Source organism: Candidatus Aquicultor sp. (genome assembly GCF_054640775.1).
Map to the genome: position 1 here is coordinate 1 of NZ_JBTSLF010000030.1, position 20,267 is coordinate 20,267.

The following is a 20,267-nucleotide window of genomic DNA, read 5'->3' on the forward strand; positions in this document are numbered from 1 at the left end:
TCGCAAATCTGTAGTACGTATTTGCGAAGAACCAACATGGCAGCATCAAACTCCGGGAGTGGTTTATCGAATGATGAAAAAGAAAACTCATCAATCGCATCATCTTTTTTCAGCTTCTGATATTCCAGTGTAACTTTATCCGTTTTCTTGTCTTTCTTAATTTTTAGAAATTGCATAATCTCTCCTTGTTATAAAACTTTCCGGCAATGACTAATAAAGAGTGCTAAGTTCTTTTATATCTCATTGCCGGGTCCTTGTCGGGTTAATCATCTTTTTTTAATACTTCCTACCAAAACCATCTTTTGAATATCTCTCCTCCTATATAACATCCAAAAGCAAATACAAGACAAATAATTCCTATGAGCATCCAGCCATAAGCTTCTCCGCTCATTCTTCAACCGTTGCGGTTTCTGCAGCTTTTTGTTTTATAATATCAATTTTTGAAAGGATAGATTTTGTAACCTCATAGCCGGTTATCCGTGCATACTCAGCAACCTCATCCTCAAGCGTCTTAGCGTCCATTATGATCTCGCTGCGGCTCTCTCGCTGTGTGGGTACCACCTCGGGATCAAATCTTACTTCTTTATCTGCGCCTAACTGCTTTGTAAGCTCTTCAATCTTTTCATCTGTCAACAAATTGGTTTCATCTTCGGTTATTTTACATCTTACTCTAACCTCGGCGTTCTCCGGGATCTCTGTATCGTAAACAAGTTTTCCGTTTTTGAATTCTGCTTTTACCTCAATCATCGGTCGCGTACCTTTTAAAAGCACTCTCTCAATTTCCATTTGTCCGTCTTCAAACTTCACAACTTGGAAGCTCTTCTGCTCGGTTTCTCCCCAATTTCTGTTCCCAGTGTTGCCGCTGTAAATCATGTTCCATAAAATCTCTTGCCACATGTGTACATGAGATAACGCATAATAGTTGCAAGCTGCTTTTAATAAACTTTGTGGTGAGATAATTAAATCTTGCTGCCCCAAAGTCTGTCCGTTTGATAATCGCGCACCTTGCACGTTCCCGTGAAAGCCCATAACCTTTGCACAACTGAACTTATTATTTACCATTCCTAGTGCTATCATTAGGTTATCAAACACCTCTCCAAAGTTCTGATTGTTCACATCAATGCTTTGATCTGTTATAAATGCTTGCTTAGTTGGATATGGAACCATATTAATTATTATTTCCGGCTGTAAACTCTCCTGAGCAATCTTCTGATAATCGCTTCTAAGAAGATCCAAGTAAGTTGTTTCTTCTTTCTCTTTGAAAAATCCTAAAATAACCGGTTGTTCGTATGCAAGTATGTTTGGTTCAAGTTTGTGAAGAAGTGAAATACTTCCTGTAGGATCGTGAAATTCATTACCCTTTACGATAACAACATATTTTACAAAACGAGCCATCTTGCGTAAATATTCAAACACAAGGTCAACACCACCATTGCCCTTGAACATCAATAGCTTTTCGTACATATCGCCGCTATGTACAAGATAATCTGTTGGGTTCTTCGATAAGTAATCAACCATTTGGTCTAATGAATGTCTTAACTTATTTTGGTTTTTGGTTTCGCTACATGAATGCCAATCACCGGTTGCAAGTATTTTTATTTTGTTATCCATATTAACCTCTAAATTTTTGTGAACTTAAAACTGCCATGCACTTGCGATATATTCTAACGTGGGGGGCCGTTAAAATACGAGGCCGCTTGTGCATGGCTTTATCTCCTCTAATGTGAATGTGAACGAAATTCAATTAATCCTCTTAAAAAACCTCCCCAAACCGAAACCGCCGCAATCATAAATAGAATAAAATCAGTCTTATTCACGATGGTCACTCTCCTCAAATTTTTTTTCTGTATATTTTATTGTTGGAGTCTTTTCGTATTTAAGGGTGCATCCTTTATTTGGACACTTTTTACCATATGGAAAGTTGCGACACATTCTTGGTCGGTGATCATATATCTTGCAGTTTCTAGTTGTTACATCAAAATTCCGACAAGTATATAATCTTGGATTCTTCGGCGTATAGTCGTTCATTATGCTTTTTACCATCAATATAATTTGTTGCGCTTCTTTCCAATCAATATCCACTGTAGCATTACCAATTTTCCCTTTCCCCCTCCCTTCATAAATTCTACGCAACTCCGAAGGTGTGTATGGTAGCGTGAATTTTTCGCAACAATGTCCCGTACATCTGCTAATTTCAATTGGCATAATCATCTCAGCTAAATACTTTATCTTCAATTATTGCATCCGGCAAATTGAGAAGATCCTCAATGAACTTTACGTGCTGTACTGCCGTGTACTTATCAATCGGATTCTTTCCCGTCCAACTTTTTCCTTTCTGTTTTAGCAGATCTTCAATTTTCTTAACCCGCACATTCTCCGGCTGGTCTTGATATTCTTTCGCCGTTATCTTATTAAGCTCTTGCGGTGTTGGTTCTGAAACTTGTGCGGCGGATTTGGTTTCAACTGATTGTTGTGAGGATGTTTGTTCTTGTGACTGCTCAATCCCGCTTCCGCTAGATGGTATCTCTTTTTCTGCCGGTAAAGATTTCCCCTCCTTTAGTTCTTCTGGAAGTGGCTCGATCACTTCCGCTGCTTTTAACTGGAGATTTTCATTCGCCGCAAGATGGTCTTCAAGCATTTTGTTCTGATGACCGTAAATCATTTCAGAAATACCAAGTTCTTTCGCCAACAACATCTTTTCAACATCTGGGTATTTTTCTAAAAGTTTCGAAAGATCTTTGATTACGCATGGCACTAAGAAAGGTTTCTTTAGTTCATCGATTGTGAATGTTCCCTTCATTTTTGGAAGCGCGTCTTTTATCGCCCGGCCAAGCGCGTTACTCATCGCCAACTTTGCACCATCTCCACGCTGTTTTTCAAGAAACTCTTCGTTTAATGATCCATCATCTTTTTTAAGCTTTTCAACTTGTGCCATATATGAATACTCGCCGATCTGCATTCCGCTCTTCATGCTGCCGTCAATACTTATCATCTCCCAATCAAGTTGAAACTTCACATATATTGTTCTCCCTTTATCATCGTACTGATGGTCGATCTCTGTCTGGCGAGTAATTTTCACACCCGCTGCTTGGGCAATCTCTTTCAGCTTTCTAAGGTGAAGAGCGTAACGTTTAGTTTTCTTATCAACAAGAAAAATATCTCCGTTGCTCTTCTGATCGTATTCCTTATTCTGGTATGTATATTTTTCAAAAAGAGTGTTTACGGTGATAAGTGTAAAGCCAAGCACAAGTTCCGGCCGTGCACCGAAAGTCATACTGCTCGGGACTAGGTTATTCGTTTTCTGGTCAGCTTGTGCAAAGATCGATTGCAGCTGTGTGTTGTCGCTTACTTTTCGATTTGTGATATCGAACAAACTATTATCTTTATTCTCTGTCATTTTATTTAATCTCCTTTTTCTCTGTTTCTTTTTCTTCAACTAACATTATTTGGCTCATATTGCTGTTCCTTGTTTTTGGGCTGCGAGGTATCTATGAGCTGTAAGCTGCGCCATAATATCACTCTCAACAGTGTTTATAGTTGAGATAATTGCTTTGCGCTTCCTCTCAATTGAAAGCCATTGTTTTTTAAGATCCCGCACAACTTCGGGATCTAAATCACGTGGTTTGTTTGGAACAACATATAATTGCTTTCGTATGTCTTGCTCTGAACGATTCAGCAAATCGATCTGTTCTTGTTTCTGTTGTGCGGTTTTAACCCTTGCGTGGCATTCCTCGCAATTGTAAAGTCCATCGCCCCACGGAACGGTTTTCCCCGGCGCGCTGTAATCACACACCGGCTTTCCGTAACCGTTATCCAAATGTTTCTTGAACTTAAGTAATCTTAACATCGCTATAACCCTTTATGATTTGAAATTATTTTATGAATTTTCTAGCGGCTCTACCAGCATCAAATTATTATCTACCGCAAATTTGTGAACTGCATTCTTCATCCGTCTGGATGTGGTCCCGTAATATAATGTCCAAAGTCTTTCTTCAATCTGCCAACGTTTAAGTCCGGCACAAGCTGTAATTATTTTTTCTAACATAATATCCTCAATTTTTTTATTAATCAAAATAGCTATGTTCTTTTTTCCTCTTCTGCCAATTCTGATAATTAAATTTGTTCTTATGTTTCTCAATTAATAGTTCAACATCACTTGGTAAATACTTACGGAATGATTTTTTTCTATTTGGTACGCTTACCGTAATCGGCGCAATTTCCGGATCTTCACATGTTACAAATGAATCTCTAAACTCTTTCGAAGTCATTCCGAATTTAAATGCCGCTTGCCGCTCACTTAACGGTCTATCCTTTTTTTTATTCTCAGCGAATGCTGAAATCATCAACCCGAGTTTTACCCCTTCCCAAAATACAGGTGATTCCGTTTTAAGATATTCTAAGTTCATTGCTGTCTTCAACTATCTCTAATTGTGGGAACAACTCTTTTATTGTCTCTTTCTTTAGCACACCTAATTCGGTCAATGTTAGATCCTCGTTAATCCATCCATGCATTTTCATCATTCCCAATTCGAACGAATATTTTTCTTTATCAATTTTTAACAGCATTTGTGCCCTCTAATTTTCCACAATAATACTTGAGAGCTTTTACCGATGAAAAATCTTGCATTAAGTACATTAGTAAAACAAGATCTCCAACGCCAAGCTTTTTGCCGCTTATGTCCCTTGCGTTCATCCAGCATTGAACAGCAATCTTGCTGCTGGCAAGTTTTGGGGCTAAATCTTTCTGCAGTACATCGCGGAATAAATCACCGCTCTCGTTGCGAACTGCTGCAATGTATTTGTCCAAAGATTCTTTAAGTACCGCGCTGAATGCTTCTAGGACTTCTAATACTTCCGGCGGATAGCGGTCAAGTTTTGCAAGTGAGAATTGTGTAGTGAAGTTAACCGGATAATGTTCGTAACGCTCACTTAGCTTTTCTTCAGCTTCATAATCTATTTCGGTTGGTAAAAGTATTGGTAGAATATTATATGTTTTTTTTCTGTCCATATAACCCTCTATTTTTTATTTGTGAACTATGTTTCAAATCCATTTCGAATGGATTTCCTTTTTAAAATTTTATTCAAATGCTATTTTGTTTCTGAAATTATTAGAGGTATTGATGAAACCATATTTCGCACCACTCAAGAACTTTCCTGGAATCAACTTTCCTCGTACTGAAATATATTTTGCATTTGTGTATCGTGAATTTTTCATAATCGTTAATTAGATAGTTGAACTGTGAGAGAATTACGTTTAGCATATTCTGCGATTCCTAAAGGAATTACCTCGGCATATATATCCCGAATATCTTTATCCATATCAATCGCAATCTTTTTGATCAACTTGTGCTGGTCCCTAGATATTTCTGCGCTTATGGTTTCTTTCTTCTCAATTTCTTTTTCATTATTTTCCATATTATTATGTCTCTATGGTGTTATAAAATTATTCTTAGATTTTAGGGTATCTGTATTATGACAAAAGTAATTAATGAAAACCCGGTTGATATTCAGTTGTTGAAACTTGATAACATTTATGCGTCTCTTGTCACTCTTGTTGCAGTACAGCTTCGTAAGGAAGAAGGTGAAACTAAAAAATCTTTCGACCCTTACATTGATGAAGCTCATAAACTTATTATGGAAGCGAAGCAACGTATTCATGAAATTACTCTACCTGATCAACATGATTATTTTTGAAAATCGTTTTGCATTCAGCTTCTCTTAGTTGCATTTCGGCTAATTGAAGAACTTTGAAAGCGTAAGAGAAAGTGAGACCATCAAGTTTGGCTACTATTTCAGCAGCAAGTTTCTTTAATTCTGGAAGGTCTTTTATGATGTCGTTTTCTTGTTCCATTGTTCCCTCGTTTCTTTATGTTGTTGTAAGAACCTAATACAACGATAAGGAAATTATGCTATTGTGTCAAGCAAAAAATAAAATAATTATTCTATTTTGAATAAAAGAGTTGAAATAGGGCTTAAATTAAAGAAATTTGCTGAGAAGAATTATTCTTCTTTGGTCGAATTTGCTGAAAAGATGGGGAAGGGCAGTACATTTTTCACGCGCTATTTTAATGGTACTAGCGTTTTAGGTGGCGAATTGCTTTCGGAACTTAGAGAAAAAAGCGATTATAAACTTGATCTTAACTGGCTTTTAACTGGGGGGCCAAATGATGATGCAGAGGGGTCAATAAGTATAAATTATGAAGAAAAATACAGCGGGAATTCTCAATCGTTCGCCGGGGACAATGGGGCTTCACAATCGGAGAGTCCCGCAATGCAAGGTAATTTTATAGGCGAACCTAGAGAAATCAATTATTATCAATCATTTGATGCAGAATTAACTGACAAGATTACGGAACCTTACAAAGAGATCATTAATATGTTAAAACAACAACTCTCTGAAAGAGAGCAACATATTAAAAAACTTGAAAAGATATTAGAGGACAAAAATCCTTAGGGCAGCAAAATGAAAACTAAAATATTTTTTTTCTGTCTGTTGATTACACCATTACTATCAGCGCAAAATATCGATTCTCTTGAAGCTGAATTAGTCTCTTCGAAAAAAGAACAGGATTATGTGAATAGTGAGTTGAATGAACTAGAGCAGAAGCATAAATTATTTCAAGTATCTGGTAATGTTAAGGGTATCTATGATAATGGTTCATTAATTCTATTATGGGGCAAAGCTTGGCCCCTAGATGGTAATTTTAATTCTACTGGTACTATGTTTGAGAACGGAAATATTTTTGTTGAGAATCCAAAGAATAAAAATTTTATGGGTGATTCATATTATGGAAAACATTTTTTTCTCTACACTACCAACGGGAAAACCGTTTTAGGCGCAGCTACATTAGTCAAATATTATGGAGATATGCTCTGGGAAGACAAAGAAATTTTAGATCAAAAACAAGGCAAGGCTAAAATACTAAACGAAAATATCCTAATTATTGAAAATAAGCTGGCAAAATTAAAAAGCGAGGCTTCTTTATTAAAGTCACAACAACTTTACGATAAAGGGGAATACTACGAGAGTATTGCCGAGACAAATACTGCCATGAGATATTCTCCCGATAATAAAAAAATTTATGATCTACTCTACAACAATTATTTAGCTCTAGTTTCTCAGAGTAAGGATATTGAGAGTTGTAAAAATACTATTTCACTTTTAAAAACAACTCTTATTACATCTAAATACACGCAAGAACAACGTAACCACCTTGAAAACGAATATTTTTTGTTATGTATTAAAGTTGCCGGAGATTATTACAAGAACAAACTATACAACAATGCTATTTTGTATTACGAATCGGCGCAAAAGTTTGGTAATAATTTAGATGAAAGGGACAGAAAGAACTATTCCTCTACTTATTACTATCAAGGCAACAATCAATTAGAACAAAATTTAATAGAAGACGCAAGAATATCATATGTGAAAGCGATTCAAATTGATGAATCAATATCGCAGCTAGTTTCAAATCAGCTAAATTCACAAATGAAATCCGCTTTCTTATACACTACGCTATCTGCTGTCCTACCCGGGATAGGTTTAACCGCTCAAGGCGATAAACGCGGATGGATTGTTTTTGGGATTACCTCTGTTTCCGCAATTGGGGCAATTATCTATCATAACAAAGCAATGAATACTCCAGATATTCCCATTAAAGATGACAACTATCAGCGGTCTCAAAGAGCCGACCCAATTCTGATGAGAAACATTTGCATTGGTATAGGAGCGGTTGCTTATATCTGGGGACTTATTAATACAATATCGACAGTTAATGATTATAATGAAAAATACGATCTCAGTTTTAATTCAGTTGGCAATTCTTATAGCATCAGCATGAGAATCAATTTTTAGCATATTTAGATTGGCTTGACATATAAAAGCATAAAAGTAGTATTCAATAAATAATAGAGAGGTTATATGTTACACTCAAATTATACTGGCTGGCGAATGCCTTATGGCTACATACCAAAAGATAAAAAGCCGTTTATCAATCCTAAAGAAGCAAGGGTTGTAAAACACATTTTCGATCTTGCGCTTAGCGGCAAATCAAAACGGGATATTCTCTACGAGCTGAACAATAAAAAAATTCCTTCCCAAACCGGTAAAGAATGGAGCGCAGGCACTCTCGTTTATCTGTTCAAGAAAGATAAAATAATGTTCTATGCTGGATACATTAATGATGAGAAAGACAATCACGAACCTATTATAGATTTGGCAACCGCTAAAAAACTCATAGCTCAACTATCGGCTAAAACTTTGCGCCCTCACCGCAAAGAATACTTACTAAGCAATATAGAAGTTCTTTATTGTGGTTACTGCGGCGGTAAGGCAAAATCCGCAAGTCTTCCAATTGGTAAGGATAAGGTTATGCGTGAATATTATCTCTGCACAACCCGGCAAATGTATGGCGCCGGATCCGGAAAATGCAATAAGAGTAAAACAGTACAACAAAAAGCTGTAAATGATCTCGTGCTAACAGATTTAACTATTCATGCTAGCAATAATAATCTTGGGAAGTATCTCGAATTATATGGCAAGAAAATAAAGACAGAGGTTAACGCCAGGGCAAAATCTATTAACCAAGAAATAAATTCATTGATGGATAAACAATATAAAGTAACATCTAAAAAAGAGTTGACTGAAAATGCCGAACAACTTAACGCACTGATGCAGCAACGACAAATTATACTTTCCCCTTTTGCTAAAATAGTTTCTGTTAATGATATTAAGTTTGCAAAAAAAATAAAATCACTCCCCCTTCAAGAGCAAAAGGGACTTATCCAAAAATTAATCTATCGCATAGATCTATTTTCTGATAAAATAATAGTCCATTATAATTTTGGGATCTCTGCAAACGGCAACAATAATGTTGAATTGAGGATTGACAATGGCAAGCTGGTATCCAAGAAAAAATAGTCCATACCTCTGGGTAAAATGGTTCGATCATCAGCATGGTAAAACTGTAAGGGAATCAACAAATATCTTACTCCGTCCAACTAAAAGGATTATTACCCCTTGCTTGAAGGGAACAAAAGAGGGAGGGAAACTTGCTCAACAGATTTGTGAGGAGATAGAAGCTGCTCAAAAACTTGATCTTGGGATTTCATACTTTGCTACTTCCAAAAATCAAGCCTCGATTGGAGATGTCTTTCAACTTTTCAAAAACATTAATAGCAATAAAGATAAAAGCACTATTAAGAACTATGAGTTATTTTTCGAATTATTCAAAAAAACGTTCGAAGAAAATAAGCCCCTAAAAGTTCTCACCAAACAATCGCTGGAGCTTTGGCTATCATCTATTAGACAAATGAAAACAAATAACGGGAAAGTTTACAGTCTAAACTATGTATATAACTTTCAGAAGAATCTTAAGAAATTTTTGGGCTATTTATTTGAGAATGAATATCTGAAATTTTTTAAACTGAGCAAAGATGTACAGGTTAAGATTGTAGTCGGGAGAAAAATAATTTTCAAACCTGATCACATCCATTTGATTTTTGATAATCTACATAAAGCCAACAGCAACTTAAGAACATGCATTTACCTTCTCACCTATACCGGCTTACGATCAACTGATATACTTTCCATCCGGGCCGAGGATATTGACCTGCGGAATAAATCTTTCCAATATTACTCTCCAAAACTGAAGAAGCATATTATTATTCCCGCACACCCGGAATTAATTCCTATCTTGAAAGAACGGTTGACGAAAGTTGCTCAAGGTCTGTTATTAGATTATAGTGATCACAAAGCAATTGCCCATGCGCTTAGCCGCTTCTTAAAAACTTTAGAACTCGATGCATTTGATTATAGCCCGCGAACATTCCGGAAGAGCTTCGATACGTGGGGTTACGAAAACGGGATGGATTCTGTTGCTAATAGCCGTTTGGTCGGACATAGTATAAATATCTCGGAAAAACATTATCGTGAAGTTTATTTGGGCAAATTACGTGAGGAGCTAAACAAATTCGGATTACCAGCCAGGGCGAAAAACAAGGGAAAAGCTGATCAAAAAGGCACACAAAAAGGCACATTGCAAAATCGAGGGTCTTAAATTATCTGAAATTCATCTGTAACATATTATTTTATAATGACTTAATTTGTAGCGCGTACGGGGGTCGAACCCGTGATCTCCGCCTTGAGAGGGCAAAAAATGCTACTTATCATATATAAGTATTTGATTGATAATATGCGTTTTCCGTCCATATTCTTATTTTATTGCTTTACAAGTTTGGATAAACCGTGATCTTTCAATTTCATTTTGGGCACAACCTGGGCACACTCAATTTTCATATTTTCTTTAGAATTTTATGATATATATATGTTTAAATTATATGTTAAATATAATAAATCCAACTTACTTCACTACATCAAACGAATATCCATAACCCACCCACAGCCAATCATTGCCGATGCCTTTGGTTACTTCCACAAGGTGCTTCTTGTTGATCAGCACTTTCAATCCGCCGCCAAATATAGTTGTTTCTTTCTGCAATATCCCAAACGTTGGAATCAGCGATAACCGGAACTTATCAATATCGCTTTCAACACGAACAAACTCATCACGTTCAACAATTACATCTAAGTTGGTAATAGACAAATATTTATTCACAAACTCCGGCTCAAATTTGGAATAGCCGCTCCATTTCCCTTCGATGTTACGTGTAAGAAAATCCTTTTGGCGGAACTTAATAAACTCAAGTTGTTTTTTTATCCACGGCGGTCGGTCAATAAATACCGAATCTTTGCTTAAATAAAACTCCCCATTTTTTTTGAATTCAAGGATTGATCCATAAGGTATGCCGGCCGTATCTTTACCTAATTGTACAATTGTGCCGCTCAGTGAATCTATTAGCTTTTTGAGTGAGATCTCTTTTGTGCTCATTGCCAATATTTTTTCATCACGCTCTTTTAACTGTTTCTCTTTGTCTGTGAGTTGGCTTTGTATGGACGCGTATTTGTGGTAGTAAGTTTCATTTTGCAAACGCAAGACCTTAAGTGTATCGTTAAGCGCCAACTCGTTCTGTTTGTAAATCTTCTCGAGCTGGTTGTTCTTTGAAATCGAGCTTACCAAAAAATAGGCAAGTCCGATTACAAGTATGGATAATAGTATGATTAATTTAGTTTCTAGTTTCATGCTTGCTTCAACCCGGCGTCTATCTTAAGCTGATCGCCATAGGCACAACACTCATCAACGTAAGTGTTGTAGTCCCAAAATTCTTGGGGTGTTTGAGTTTTTGCTACCGCATTAGACATGCGATTTAGTTTTATCTCATCGCCCGCGCTGTATTTACTCCGGATCTTCGTCTGTACTATTTCGTTAATGCTCTTGTACAACGCACATTCTTTTAAAACTGGCTCGACTTGCGTAAATGTCAGTTCCTCAACCCCGCAAGCGGCGTGCTGTTTGGCAAGAAAGTTTTCGTCTGTGGTTTCTACGCCATAATATTGATAGCCGTCAACCTCGGAAAACATGGTTGCTTTCTCTTCCAGACCGGTTACAATATTTAATGTAGTATCTTCCGGTGGCGGCACAACAACTTTTTTAACTTTGAAATAACGCATGGCTTACATCTCCTCTATTATTTGTTATCCATATTTTTATAAAATCTAATTGATACGGCACACATTCAATAATCTTATTTACTACATACGGCAGCGAATCTGTGCGCTTAGAATGACTTAAAAATGATGCAATGCGGCTGATGTTTGCATCCTTCTTTAGCTTCCGTTTTATTCTGAACAAAGAACTTTTTCTAATCACTCTGCGGTTAAACCATGTTTTGAATCCGACAAAATCTATACCCTCGCTAATCTTGCCTACTTTACTTTTCTTATTTAAAGAAAGACAAAGTTTCTTGATTTCTGTTTCGATTTTCCTCCAGCACTTGTAAAGCTTATCTTTATGATTATGTAGCAAAACAAAATCATCCATATACCGTAAATAGTTTTTAATCTTCAAAACTCTCTTAATGAAATGATCGATAGGATTGAGCATTAAGTTTGCGAGTATTTGACTTGTAACATTGCCCAATGCCAAACCGATATCTTGTCCAACCGTAAAAAATTTGGTGAACAATTCTATGGTTGGCTCACATTTTATTATTCTCTTTAAGAGTTTTAAAACTTGTTGGTGGTTAATACTGTAAAAATATTTTTTGATATCAAGCTTTAGATAATAGCCCTTGTTCTTATATTCAATTAAAGAACGCTTGAGATCATCGCTTGCCCGGTGTGTGCCATAACCCACACGACACGCATAACTGCACGAAAGAAATCTTTTCTCAATTATTTTCCTCGTCGCTATCAAAAGCGCATGTTGAACTATACGATCTTCAAGATGAGGCGCTTGAATGATCCTCTCTTTTGGTTCATAAATTGTAAATTGATAAGGCACTCTAGGCTTATAACTCCCGTCATCCAAGCGCTTAAGTAAATCGCTCAGATTAACGGCAAGATTGCTTTCATAAAGCAGAAATGAATCCTTGTAGGTCTTGCCTTTTTTTACTTCGTTAAATGCTTGAAGCAAAGTTTCGTAAGTACACCATATTTTTTTTAGATCACCGTATCTTTTCACTTTAATTTCCCGGATGGTTAGAATTTCTCAAATGGTACTTTAATAACCACCCCGTTAAATTTTCTCTTGCATCTGCTGAGAGGACAATGTTCCCTTTAACATTTAAGTCGCCGTCAACAATCCCGTAAGAATGTTGCTCTGCAATAAAATTTGTTAGAGTCAGGCACGCGCCGATACATTGTTGTTGCTGTTAGTTCGATTGTTATTCCAATTCACATACCAAACGCCCGCATTCGTAGTGTTATTCCAATTGCCAAAACGAATCGGACACATAATTAAACATTGCCCTTTTACTGCTTTACGTGTCCTACTGTAATTCATCTTTTATCCAACTGCCGATAAGTTTACCAACTTCATCTATTTTAAGTTGTGAAACTCTATGCTTTTGAGAATCTATATATTTCAATTCAAAAGCAACGTTCACAAACTGTCTTAATACTTCGTGCTTCACATTAAGTTCGCTAATGGTTGTCTTCTTGTGAAACCGTTTGTTAATGGTTATGGCGGCTTCAAATATTTCATATCCCATCTCCCTAATTTTGTTTGCCAACAGATATTTTTCGTGTTTCGGAAATTGCATAACCATAATGTGATTATACAAAATCATCTCTCTAATTTTCTTCACTATCAATAAATGCACTATCGTTCCACTTTATTTTTTAAAAAATTTCGGTGAGGGGTTCGCTACCGCTCACCCCCACACATTTACACATAAAGGCAGGCACGCGCCGATACATAGCTGTAGCTGTGAGACCGATAGTAATTCCAATACACAGTCCAAACGCCCGCACTCGTAGTGTTACCCCAACGGCCAAAACGAATCGGACACAATTCGGACACGATGTATTGATAGAAATAGTCTAAACCAAATTTATTGGTACCGCTTGGGTTTACCGAATTATAATCTTTTATCATTCCGGCCGCAGCAAGTTTGTATGTCGAAGATGTACGGTCTGTGCTGAATCCAAAAACTTGATTGGTGCTGTTGCCGTAATGCTGTCCAAAAGTATCATCACGGAATGTTGGTGTAACTTTATCAAAATTATTAGTGATAAAAGTAGAATTAAAATGATCTGATGTTATAACCGAGTTGTTACCAGTTACGTTTTTAATAGCAACACTTTCTTTCAATAAGTAGAAATCTCCGGTTGTTGCCGTGAATCCGGTACCGCTATAGTCCAAAGCTAACCCGGAAGAATTAACGTAACTACCGTCATAATTTCTTTTCAGCTTGAAGGTGTTTACATCAATAACTTCAACTGTGAAAAAATAATTCAATATTAAATTTTGCCATTCCGCAGTACTGCTACCGGTTATTATCAGTTGCTGCCCGGTCGTATAATTATGAGTGGTAATGGTAAATACGGCTTGTACTGCTCTCGTAATTGCGGTAATATTTTTCGCCGTAACATTTAGAGATGTTAATCCTTGCACGATGTTATATTGGTTGCCGTTAATATCCGATATGCCACAATTTTGCCCGTTGTGCGTAGTCTTCGCAAAATTAGAGCCACTTCCATTTTTTCTCGCTGCGTTTTGACCACTCCAATAGCCATCATCACAATTAGTAAATGTGACTGTAGCATCGTCAATATCCGCTGTATAATTATTATTGCCTTTCGGATAATTCTTGGCTCCGGTTGCATCATACCAAGCACAATAAGCCGTGCTGGTAGCCGCTTGTCCATGAGCTAAAGAAAGTAATGCAAGCGCATCAGAAATAAAAATGCTCATCACTGCAAAATCATTGCCCCTACTCTTTGCGGTTGCCCATGCACCGCCGTAATTATCAGCCGGGGATTGTCCATTGCTCTTACAATTACTAAACGATCCCGCGTAATTATTGCTTGCATCTCTAAGCGTTGTAGATGCCGATGAAATGGGATTTCCGTTCTTTATAGAGCTGGCAATACCGGTGGTATTGTAAACAAAATTGGTTAACGACCAATTATATTTATCAACGAAAAATCCTTCTTTAATTGATCCGCCATCAATAAATGCGCGGTATAGCGCAAAACCAGCAGCATTAGCATCAGTTTCGTTGGCGTATGATCTTTCACCCAACACGTAAACAGTATTATCCGAGTTGTACTTAAAATAAAATTTGGGTACCCAAACCATGATGCTTTCATCGGTAAGGCATTTATAATTGCCGTAATTATCATTCCCAATCGTAAAAGTACCGCTTAATGGAATCATATATGCGGGCAGTAAACTTGCTGGGCAAATGCCTACCCCAAAACCCTCAGCGCCTTGTGTACCAATATCATTTATTGCAGTTGGCACACCGCCTTTGGCTAAAATTACTTGCGGGTCAATGCGTTTTAGTTTGTTCGCTAAATTTGTTTCGCTTGCGTCTAAGAACAACAATGTATCGTTGTTAAGGTCTATGTCTTAAGCCCGTTCAAGCGTATCAACATTTTTACCCGTTACCTCTGCCATTTTAAACTCCTTCTATCTATTATATTATATAATCATTTGTATTTTGTTTGTACCGGGAATGGAATAGTCTATTACTAATTTGGGATCGAACTCCGCTTCTATCGAATTTGCACTACAATATTTGTGCATTACAAAATAAGTTAGGGATCCAGTCAGAAATGAACTTGCATAAGTAAAATGTGTGGCAAATTTACTTACACCTAAAAACGTAATATTATTTTTACCATCAGCATTAAGATTAAATCTGTAATAGCCAACTCTATTCAAATAATATACATCTATGTATTGAGCCGGTGTCCCGCCGGATATTGTTTTTGTAGCTAGTTCTAATGCTAATTGATTTGCAAGCTCGGTTGTTTCTACCTCAAAAAAATCTGAATCAACTAACGTATTACCATTTTGTGTTGTTGCTTTGAACAATCCTATATAGCCGATACCTGAACCTACCGGGGCTAGATAATCAGTTACATATACGTCTATATAAGCCGGTCCGCTTACAGAGGTACTCGCTGGCAATTTAGAAGTATCAAATACTAAAAAACCTTTCCCCAGTATATTATAGTAAGATAAATCATCATATGGTCTTATTATTTGCCCAAGAAGGATTGTACTCATATAAACATCCTTCTGATACTGTCCTATTGGCGGGGTACCGCCGGTTGTAGTACCAAGTTGTTCCGGTGTTGTATATGTATCATCTTGCCGTCTTTGAATAAAACCGTCACAACCCGGCCCGGTTTCGCCTTGATTTGGATAAGAATTAAGTGTAAATAATCCAAAACTCAGCTCGGGTAAGAATCTATCTGCAATCAGCCAATCCCAAAAGTGCAGCGCCCACCAAACCCACTTAAAAGCATAATAAATGCGTTTGCTGTATTTCCAGTGTGTTCTAAAATCTGCGGTTGCAAATATTTTATCACCTACAATTCTTGCGTTTTTATGGAACTGATTTGGAAGTATCAGATTTATCTTTTCATTTAAGTGGCAATCACTTTTCCGGATCCGCAAAACCCACCGGAACCAAATCTTAATAACCGGTGCATTCAACAACCAGACTAATAGTCTTTGGTGCTTTCTAAACCAACCGTCATCAAACGCTAAGAACGGACCTATATTCTTTTCACCTTTCACGTTTCACCTTTCCCGTTTACTGAACTGTATAATCAATAAAAATTGTAAAGCTCAAATTCTTTGCCGGTGTTGCACCTACCGCAGTAACTACGGGCTGAATCATATCGCCATCCGCCAAGTCAACATCTGTCGGGTTTGTTAAGGTAGAAGTAGTAGAGACACTCAACGCTGTAAACCCGGTAATGTCGCTTCCGTTCTTTTGAAGTTTTACTGTCGCCGGATCGCCGGAGTTAATTCTGTGTTCCGCCATGCTAAGTTTTGCCGTCTGTCCGGCAGCTAACTTTATAAAGAATGGGCAAACGTAGTCGGTATCTCCGCTTGGCACGTTCACAACACCGGGTATTGTATAGGTATGTGGAATTCTAACCGTGTACGCATAACTTCTGTGAAGAATGAAATAATTTTGATCACGTTTATCTGTAACCACAGTAATCACGCCGCCGGAAACGGTTAGTTCTGCAAGCCAATATTCATCGCTATTCTGTGCGCCGGTTTTTACGACAAACGATAAGCCATCGTGTTCGTAAATAAGTTTGTCGGCAATCGCCGCCGGTTCGCTTATGAACCAGCCGCCAACCTTAAATTGCAAACTAGCCGTTGTTGTGCCGGTAAAATTTTGAGTTAATGTAAGCGATGTATCACTTTCAACCGATTGTATGTTATATGCATAATCGCCAACAATAAGCTTTCTGTTCGCGGCAAATATTTTTGTAAACTCCGTCCCGCTTCCGGTGACAGTTGCGCTTCCGTTGGTTAGAGTAATTGTTCCGTCTTCAAAATTATGAACCGCATGTTTCACCAATACCTTGTATGCGCCGTCAGCCGCGGGAATATTTGTAATCGCATAATTGGTGGTAAGTTCTATTGTTCGCGGATTTCCGTCCGCGTCTAATACAATTCCCTTACCGGCATTTATTAGAATTGCGTTGTTTCCAGTTTGAGTTACTTTCCAAACATCGGCGCCGGTTGTTTGATTGATGATAAGTCCGTAAGTATATGTTAGCCGGTTTATGATGTCCCAATACTCGTTTCTTATCAACTCTTGCAGCCGGTTAAACTCTAAACTGCCGTGCTTCAAATTCGTTTTCGAAATGAATCTCATTTATTCACCTATAAATATTATTTCCGCATCAATTGGAATTATGTGTTTCTTAATTATTGCATCGTCTTCCGTTCTATGTACTATGTAACCCCGGTCGGAAGTGTGGAACTCGATCAGCTTATCACAACCGACAAATTGCAAATCATCAAACTCGGTTACGTCGCCAATTATCCCGCTGTCACTATCATGGAGTATCAGAGTAGAAAAATCCAGCCCAAACATTGATTCAAGATCATGCTTTATTCCTTTTCCCGTGCCGCGCTCACTCCAAAATTGAAACCGTTCTTCCAATCTATTTTGTACCGGCGGCTCTTCGCTGTACGTTTCGGAAATGCTCAGATATGTTAATCCATCCGGCAGAAGTAGAACAGTTTGATTATCCGGCAACCCAACCGCCAATAGTGTGTCAATCGCCAGATCTTCTTTTCGTATTGTTAATTGTGTTAACCCATCGGGTAGAAGCAAGAACTCACCAGCGGGCGAGGTTAAGCAAAGCCTTCTGTTGTTCCCGAAGATTTTATTTTCCGCCGCGTTTAGTATTAATCCTTTTCCCGTCCAGTTTGCATTGGGCAAGGCTGCAATAGCTTGTTGCAATTCTAGAAGTCTTCGGGCAATTGCCGTTAATAATGCGTCTCTTATCGCGCTCTGCGCTATAAATGGCGGAAGGAATTTTTCCAGTTTTTCTTTATATGTTGTTTCTGTAATTGCCACGTTACACAACCAGATAAGTTTGATTAATCGGTTTTTGTATTATAACTGCATTTGGATCCGCAAATTTCAGATATGTAAATACCGGTACTTCATTAAATAAACATTGTACGTTCAGTTGTGCGCCGTTCAAACTAAATTTGCTCAGATCAAGTCCGGCAACACCATCAGCTTTTAAAATTTCCGCAATAAGCGTATTGTAGTTCACTTCGGAGCCAAACTCGAAAATCGAAGAGATATAATCGGCTATTTTAGAAACTACATTAGAGAAAACAGTAGTCTGCGTATAGCCAAGTTTCAAGAAAAATACTCCGTTTATCTCAATGCTTTTCTTCACGGCATTTTTACATGCTACTATCTGAAATGCTCTTTGCTTATCGTAAATCGTTGTGGTGATAATATCCAATTCGGTCTGTGTATAATCCATCAAACTGTTTTTGATCAAATAGATATCAACACTGCTTGCACTCTTCACCGCCAATGAATGCAATACGGTAGTATCTGCATCTTTGGCAAGTGCTTCATAAAATGCTTGTGTGCCTTGTGTGTACAGATCAATTTGTGCAAGAATTCTTGTCCTTAACTCTTCATCGCTTTCGATATCCGCCCCACCTTGAGATGGTCCGATGTTTGTAACCGTTACCCCGGTGATCGGTGTAAGTAATCTGGTAAGCTCGCCCGAACTTACTTTCGTGCTGCTTCCCGTTGTTAAACTTTCTACAAGGACAATATCACCAATGCTCTCGGCGTTTACCGGCCGCTGGATATCCGGATTAGCTGTGCCAAGTGTAATCGCCGCTAGTGTTTGATATTGAATAGATGTATTGATCGATGAGACAATAATTGTATTAATCGGAATAACTGTTGTCGCTGGTCCGTTAAACAGCAGCACAACACTGCTCTTACGTGCGCCTAAACGTGTTAAGCCCCAACGTGCAGCTAAAAGGTCAAGATCGGCTCCGGCGGCTGTTGTAGTATGTAACCCTCGCTTAGTCTGGAAAACATCCGTCCATACTTCGACTAATGTATTTGAGACAGCGTTTAATACTCCACGGGCAACACCGTCTTTACCAAAATATGTTATCTGATCGGTCTCTGCTATAATATCGCTGATCATATCCTGTAGTATTTGCGCTTTATCTTTCATTTTATACTCTTATAAACTTTTATATGTTATGCTCAAATATTAACCGTGGTATTGTTGATTGCTTGCACAACACCGCTTATTGTTATTCCATTGCCTACTCTTTCAACCGATATACTTTCGATGCTCTCAATTCTTTTATCAAGATTTAGCTGATTATTAATCTCAAGTAAGTACATCCCTTGAATTAACTCAAAAGGCAATTCGCTGCCGACTAAACTTCTTACGCCAAATTCATCTTCATACGGATAGCTCAAGGAATCGGTCATCAGTCTGTTCATTACACCTTGCGCAACTGTGTCTTCCGGCTCAAGTATTTTCAGATCTCCGTCAACACACTTCAAATCGTTTCCCGTGTCTTTTCCTAAGACTAATATTCCTTCTTGAGATCCGAAAGTTGGTATATCTTCATAAACCTTGCTCAGTTCACCTGTTCCACCATTATCGTCAAGTTCAACTTTTAACACAAGTCCCGGCGTGAACTCAGTAGTTGTAATATTATTTTTCTTTAATAAATCTTCTAACGTCATTTTATATTTTAGTGCTATGCCTGTAGGCGTTTCAAACTGGCTTACAGTATGAGTTGTATTAATCTTCTGCGAAGTAGGAGATTCACTTTTAGCAAAAAAAGCTTCTCTGCTCAATCTCATAAATTTATGTATAGCCAACATTTTTAAAATGTTTCTCCGTGTGTTATTTAGATCATTTAACATTGCGGCATAATTAGTCGTATCATATTCGTCAGTCATGTTGTTAAGAACGCTTACAATATTCAGATCAATCTGGTTCAACGCATCATTCAGTTGATTATAATATTCGTTTACTGTTGTCATCGTTCTAAAAAAGTTTTGTTGTTACGTTTGTATAAGTTTTGCTAGCTCCGCCGTTGCTAAATCCACTAATAAACGAGGATGCACTTGTGATCGCGGAACCCGCTACCTGTAAACCGGCAACCCCCGCACCGATCCACTTGGTTACATTTTCTGCTTCGGCTAATACTGAGTTTACGGAAGCCAATCCATCATCAAATAATCCACCGGGCATTGCAATATTTTTTAACCCGTACAACATTGGATCCGTACCTTCTGCCTTGATCAAGCCGCCAATAATTACAAAGTCTAAACTATAACGCGGAAGCTGTGTGTTCTCTTTTGCATTC

The 20,267-nt window shown here is 37.7% G+C and carries 26 protein-coding genes; 5 read left to right on the top strand and 21 right to left on the bottom strand.

Features of this window, described 5'->3' with window-relative positions:
* Positions 1-387 precede the first annotated feature (387 nt).
* The 9 genes from ACYC56_RS04195 to ACYC56_RS04235 form a co-directional block, all read right to left on the bottom strand.
* Complete coding sequence (locus ACYC56_RS04195; protein ID WP_461372929.1) at positions 388-1,611, bottom strand: metallophosphoesterase family protein; 1,224 nt, start codon at positions 1,609-1,611, stop codon at positions 388-390.
* 198 nt (positions 1,612-1,809) lie between these two features.
* Positions 1,810-2,235 carry a YkgJ family cysteine cluster protein gene (locus tag ACYC56_RS04200; RefSeq protein WP_461372930.1) on the bottom strand — a complete coding sequence of 142 codons (426 nt, stop codon included), beginning with the start codon at positions 2,233-2,235 and terminating at the stop codon, positions 1,810-1,812.
* Positions 2,213-3,436 (bottom strand): hypothetical protein, encoded by a 1,224-nt coding sequence (locus ACYC56_RS04205; RefSeq protein ID WP_461372931.1) that lies wholly within the window; start codon positions 3,434-3,436, stop codon positions 2,213-2,215. Before ACYC56_RS04205 ends, ACYC56_RS04200 begins: the two co-directional genes overlap by 23 nt.
* A gap of 15 nt (positions 3,437-3,451) precedes the next feature.
* Positions 3,452-3,847 carry a hypothetical protein gene (locus ACYC56_RS04210; RefSeq protein ID WP_461372932.1) on the bottom strand — a complete coding sequence of 132 codons (396 nt, stop codon included), beginning with the start codon at positions 3,845-3,847 and terminating at the stop codon, positions 3,452-3,454.
* A 30-nt stretch (positions 3,848-3,877) separates the two neighbouring features.
* Positions 3,878-4,072 (bottom strand): hypothetical protein, encoded by a 195-nt coding sequence (locus ACYC56_RS04215; protein ID WP_461372933.1) that lies wholly within the window; start codon positions 4,070-4,072, stop codon positions 3,878-3,880.
* A complete protein-coding gene (locus ACYC56_RS04220) occupies positions 4,065-4,418 on the bottom strand; it encodes a hypothetical protein (RefSeq protein WP_461372934.1) in 354 nt (117 codons plus the stop codon). Before ACYC56_RS04220 ends, ACYC56_RS04215 begins: the two co-directional genes overlap by 8 nt.
* A complete protein-coding gene (locus tag ACYC56_RS04225) occupies positions 4,387-4,566 on the bottom strand; it encodes a hypothetical protein (protein WP_461372935.1) in 180 nt (59 codons plus the stop codon). The genes ACYC56_RS04220 and ACYC56_RS04225 overlap by 32 nt, the downstream gene beginning before the upstream one ends.
* Positions 4,550-5,008, bottom strand: coding sequence for a hypothetical protein (locus ACYC56_RS04230; RefSeq protein ID WP_461372936.1), 459 nt, complete (start codon positions 5,006-5,008; stop codon positions 4,550-4,552). Before ACYC56_RS04230 ends, ACYC56_RS04225 begins: the two co-directional genes overlap by 17 nt.
* Positions 5,009-5,220: 212 nt before the next feature.
* Complete coding sequence (locus ACYC56_RS04235; RefSeq protein ID WP_461372937.1) at positions 5,221-5,415, bottom strand: hypothetical protein; 195 nt, start codon at positions 5,413-5,415, stop codon at positions 5,221-5,223.
* Between the two features lie 57 nt (positions 5,416-5,472).
* On the opposite strand from ACYC56_RS04235, the gene ACYC56_RS04240 reads away from it, so the two are divergent.
* Positions 5,473-5,694: a hypothetical protein gene (locus ACYC56_RS04240; protein WP_461372938.1), complete on the top strand. Its 222-nt coding sequence runs from the start codon at positions 5,473-5,475 to the stop codon at positions 5,692-5,694.
* Here ACYC56_RS04240 and ACYC56_RS04245 read toward each other — a convergent pair.
* A complete protein-coding gene (locus ACYC56_RS04245; protein WP_461372939.1) occupies positions 5,663-5,851 on the bottom strand; it encodes a hypothetical protein in 189 nt (62 codons plus the stop codon). The two genes, ACYC56_RS04240 and ACYC56_RS04245, sit on opposite strands and share 32 nt — an antisense overlap.
* A gap of 96 nt (positions 5,852-5,947) precedes the next feature.
* Between ACYC56_RS04245 and ACYC56_RS04250 the strand changes: the two genes are divergently transcribed.
* The 4 genes from ACYC56_RS04250 to ACYC56_RS04265 all read left to right on the top strand — a co-directional run bounded on the left by ACYC56_RS04250 (position 5,948) and on the right by ACYC56_RS04265 (position 10,058).
* Entirely contained in the window at positions 5,948-6,454 is a 507-nt protein-coding gene (locus ACYC56_RS04250) for a hypothetical protein (RefSeq protein WP_461372940.1), read from the top strand.
* A 9-nt stretch (positions 6,455-6,463) separates the two neighbouring features.
* Positions 6,464-7,855 (top strand): hypothetical protein, encoded by a 1,392-nt coding sequence (locus ACYC56_RS04255; RefSeq protein WP_461372941.1) that lies wholly within the window; start codon positions 6,464-6,466, stop codon positions 7,853-7,855.
* Positions 7,856-7,921: 66 nt separating this feature from the next.
* Positions 7,922-8,920 carry a recombinase family protein gene (locus ACYC56_RS04260; protein ID WP_461372942.1) on the top strand — a complete coding sequence of 333 codons (999 nt, stop codon included), beginning with the start codon at positions 7,922-7,924 and terminating at the stop codon, positions 8,918-8,920.
* Entirely contained in the window at positions 8,892-10,058 is a 1,167-nt protein-coding gene (locus ACYC56_RS04265; protein ID WP_461372943.1) for a tyrosine-type recombinase/integrase, read from the top strand. The genes ACYC56_RS04260 and ACYC56_RS04265 overlap by 29 nt, the downstream gene beginning before the upstream one ends.
* Positions 10,059-10,361: 303 nt before the next feature.
* Here the strand turns inward: ACYC56_RS04265 and ACYC56_RS04270 are convergent, their stop codons facing one another.
* The 11 genes from ACYC56_RS04270 to ACYC56_RS04320 all read right to left on the bottom strand — a co-directional run.
* Positions 10,362-11,141, bottom strand: a complete 780-nt coding sequence (locus ACYC56_RS04270; protein ID WP_461372944.1) for a hypothetical protein — start codon at positions 11,139-11,141, stop codon at positions 10,362-10,364.
* Positions 11,138-11,569, bottom strand: coding sequence for a hypothetical protein (locus ACYC56_RS04275; RefSeq protein WP_461372945.1), 432 nt, complete (start codon positions 11,567-11,569; stop codon positions 11,138-11,140). The genes ACYC56_RS04270 and ACYC56_RS04275 overlap by 4 nt, the downstream gene beginning before the upstream one ends.
* A complete protein-coding gene (locus tag ACYC56_RS04280; RefSeq protein WP_461372946.1) occupies positions 11,550-12,581 on the bottom strand; it encodes a reverse transcriptase domain-containing protein in 1,032 nt (343 codons plus the stop codon). The genes ACYC56_RS04275 and ACYC56_RS04280 overlap by 20 nt, the downstream gene beginning before the upstream one ends.
* Before the next feature lie 307 nt (positions 12,582-12,888).
* On the bottom strand, positions 12,889-13,206 hold the full coding sequence (gene avd / locus ACYC56_RS04285; protein WP_461372947.1) for a diversity-generating retroelement protein Avd: 318 nt from the start codon (positions 13,204-13,206) through the stop codon (positions 12,889-12,891).
* Positions 13,207-13,286: 80 nt separating this feature from the next.
* A complete protein-coding gene (locus ACYC56_RS04290; protein WP_461372948.1) occupies positions 13,287-14,948 on the bottom strand; it encodes a hypothetical protein in 1,662 nt (553 codons plus the stop codon).
* A 99-nt stretch (positions 14,949-15,047) separates the two neighbouring features.
* Complete coding sequence (locus tag ACYC56_RS04295; RefSeq protein ID WP_461372949.1) at positions 15,048-16,154, bottom strand: hypothetical protein; 1,107 nt, start codon at positions 16,152-16,154, stop codon at positions 15,048-15,050.
* A gap of 16 nt (positions 16,155-16,170) precedes the next feature.
* Positions 16,171-17,193 carry a hypothetical protein gene (locus ACYC56_RS04300; RefSeq protein ID WP_461372950.1) on the bottom strand — a complete coding sequence of 341 codons (1,023 nt, stop codon included), beginning with the start codon at positions 17,191-17,193 and terminating at the stop codon, positions 16,171-16,173.
* Between the two features lie 63 nt (positions 17,194-17,256).
* Complete coding sequence (locus ACYC56_RS04305) at positions 17,257-17,967, bottom strand: hypothetical protein (protein ID WP_461372951.1); 711 nt, start codon at positions 17,965-17,967, stop codon at positions 17,257-17,259.
* A gap of 1 nt (position 17,968) precedes the next feature.
* The gene (locus ACYC56_RS04310) at positions 17,969-19,111 is read right to left on the bottom strand and encodes a baseplate J/gp47 family protein (RefSeq protein ID WP_461372952.1); all 1,143 of its coding nucleotides are present in this window, start codon (positions 19,109-19,111) and stop codon (positions 17,969-17,971) included.
* 32 nt (positions 19,112-19,143) lie between these two features.
* Complete coding sequence (locus ACYC56_RS04315) at positions 19,144-19,941, bottom strand: LysM peptidoglycan-binding domain-containing protein (RefSeq protein WP_461372953.1); 798 nt, start codon at positions 19,939-19,941, stop codon at positions 19,144-19,146.
* A gap of 4 nt (positions 19,942-19,945) precedes the next feature.
* On the bottom strand, positions 19,946-20,267 hold a 322-nt coding region (locus tag ACYC56_RS04320; RefSeq protein ID WP_461372954.1), incomplete at its 5' end, for a hypothetical protein.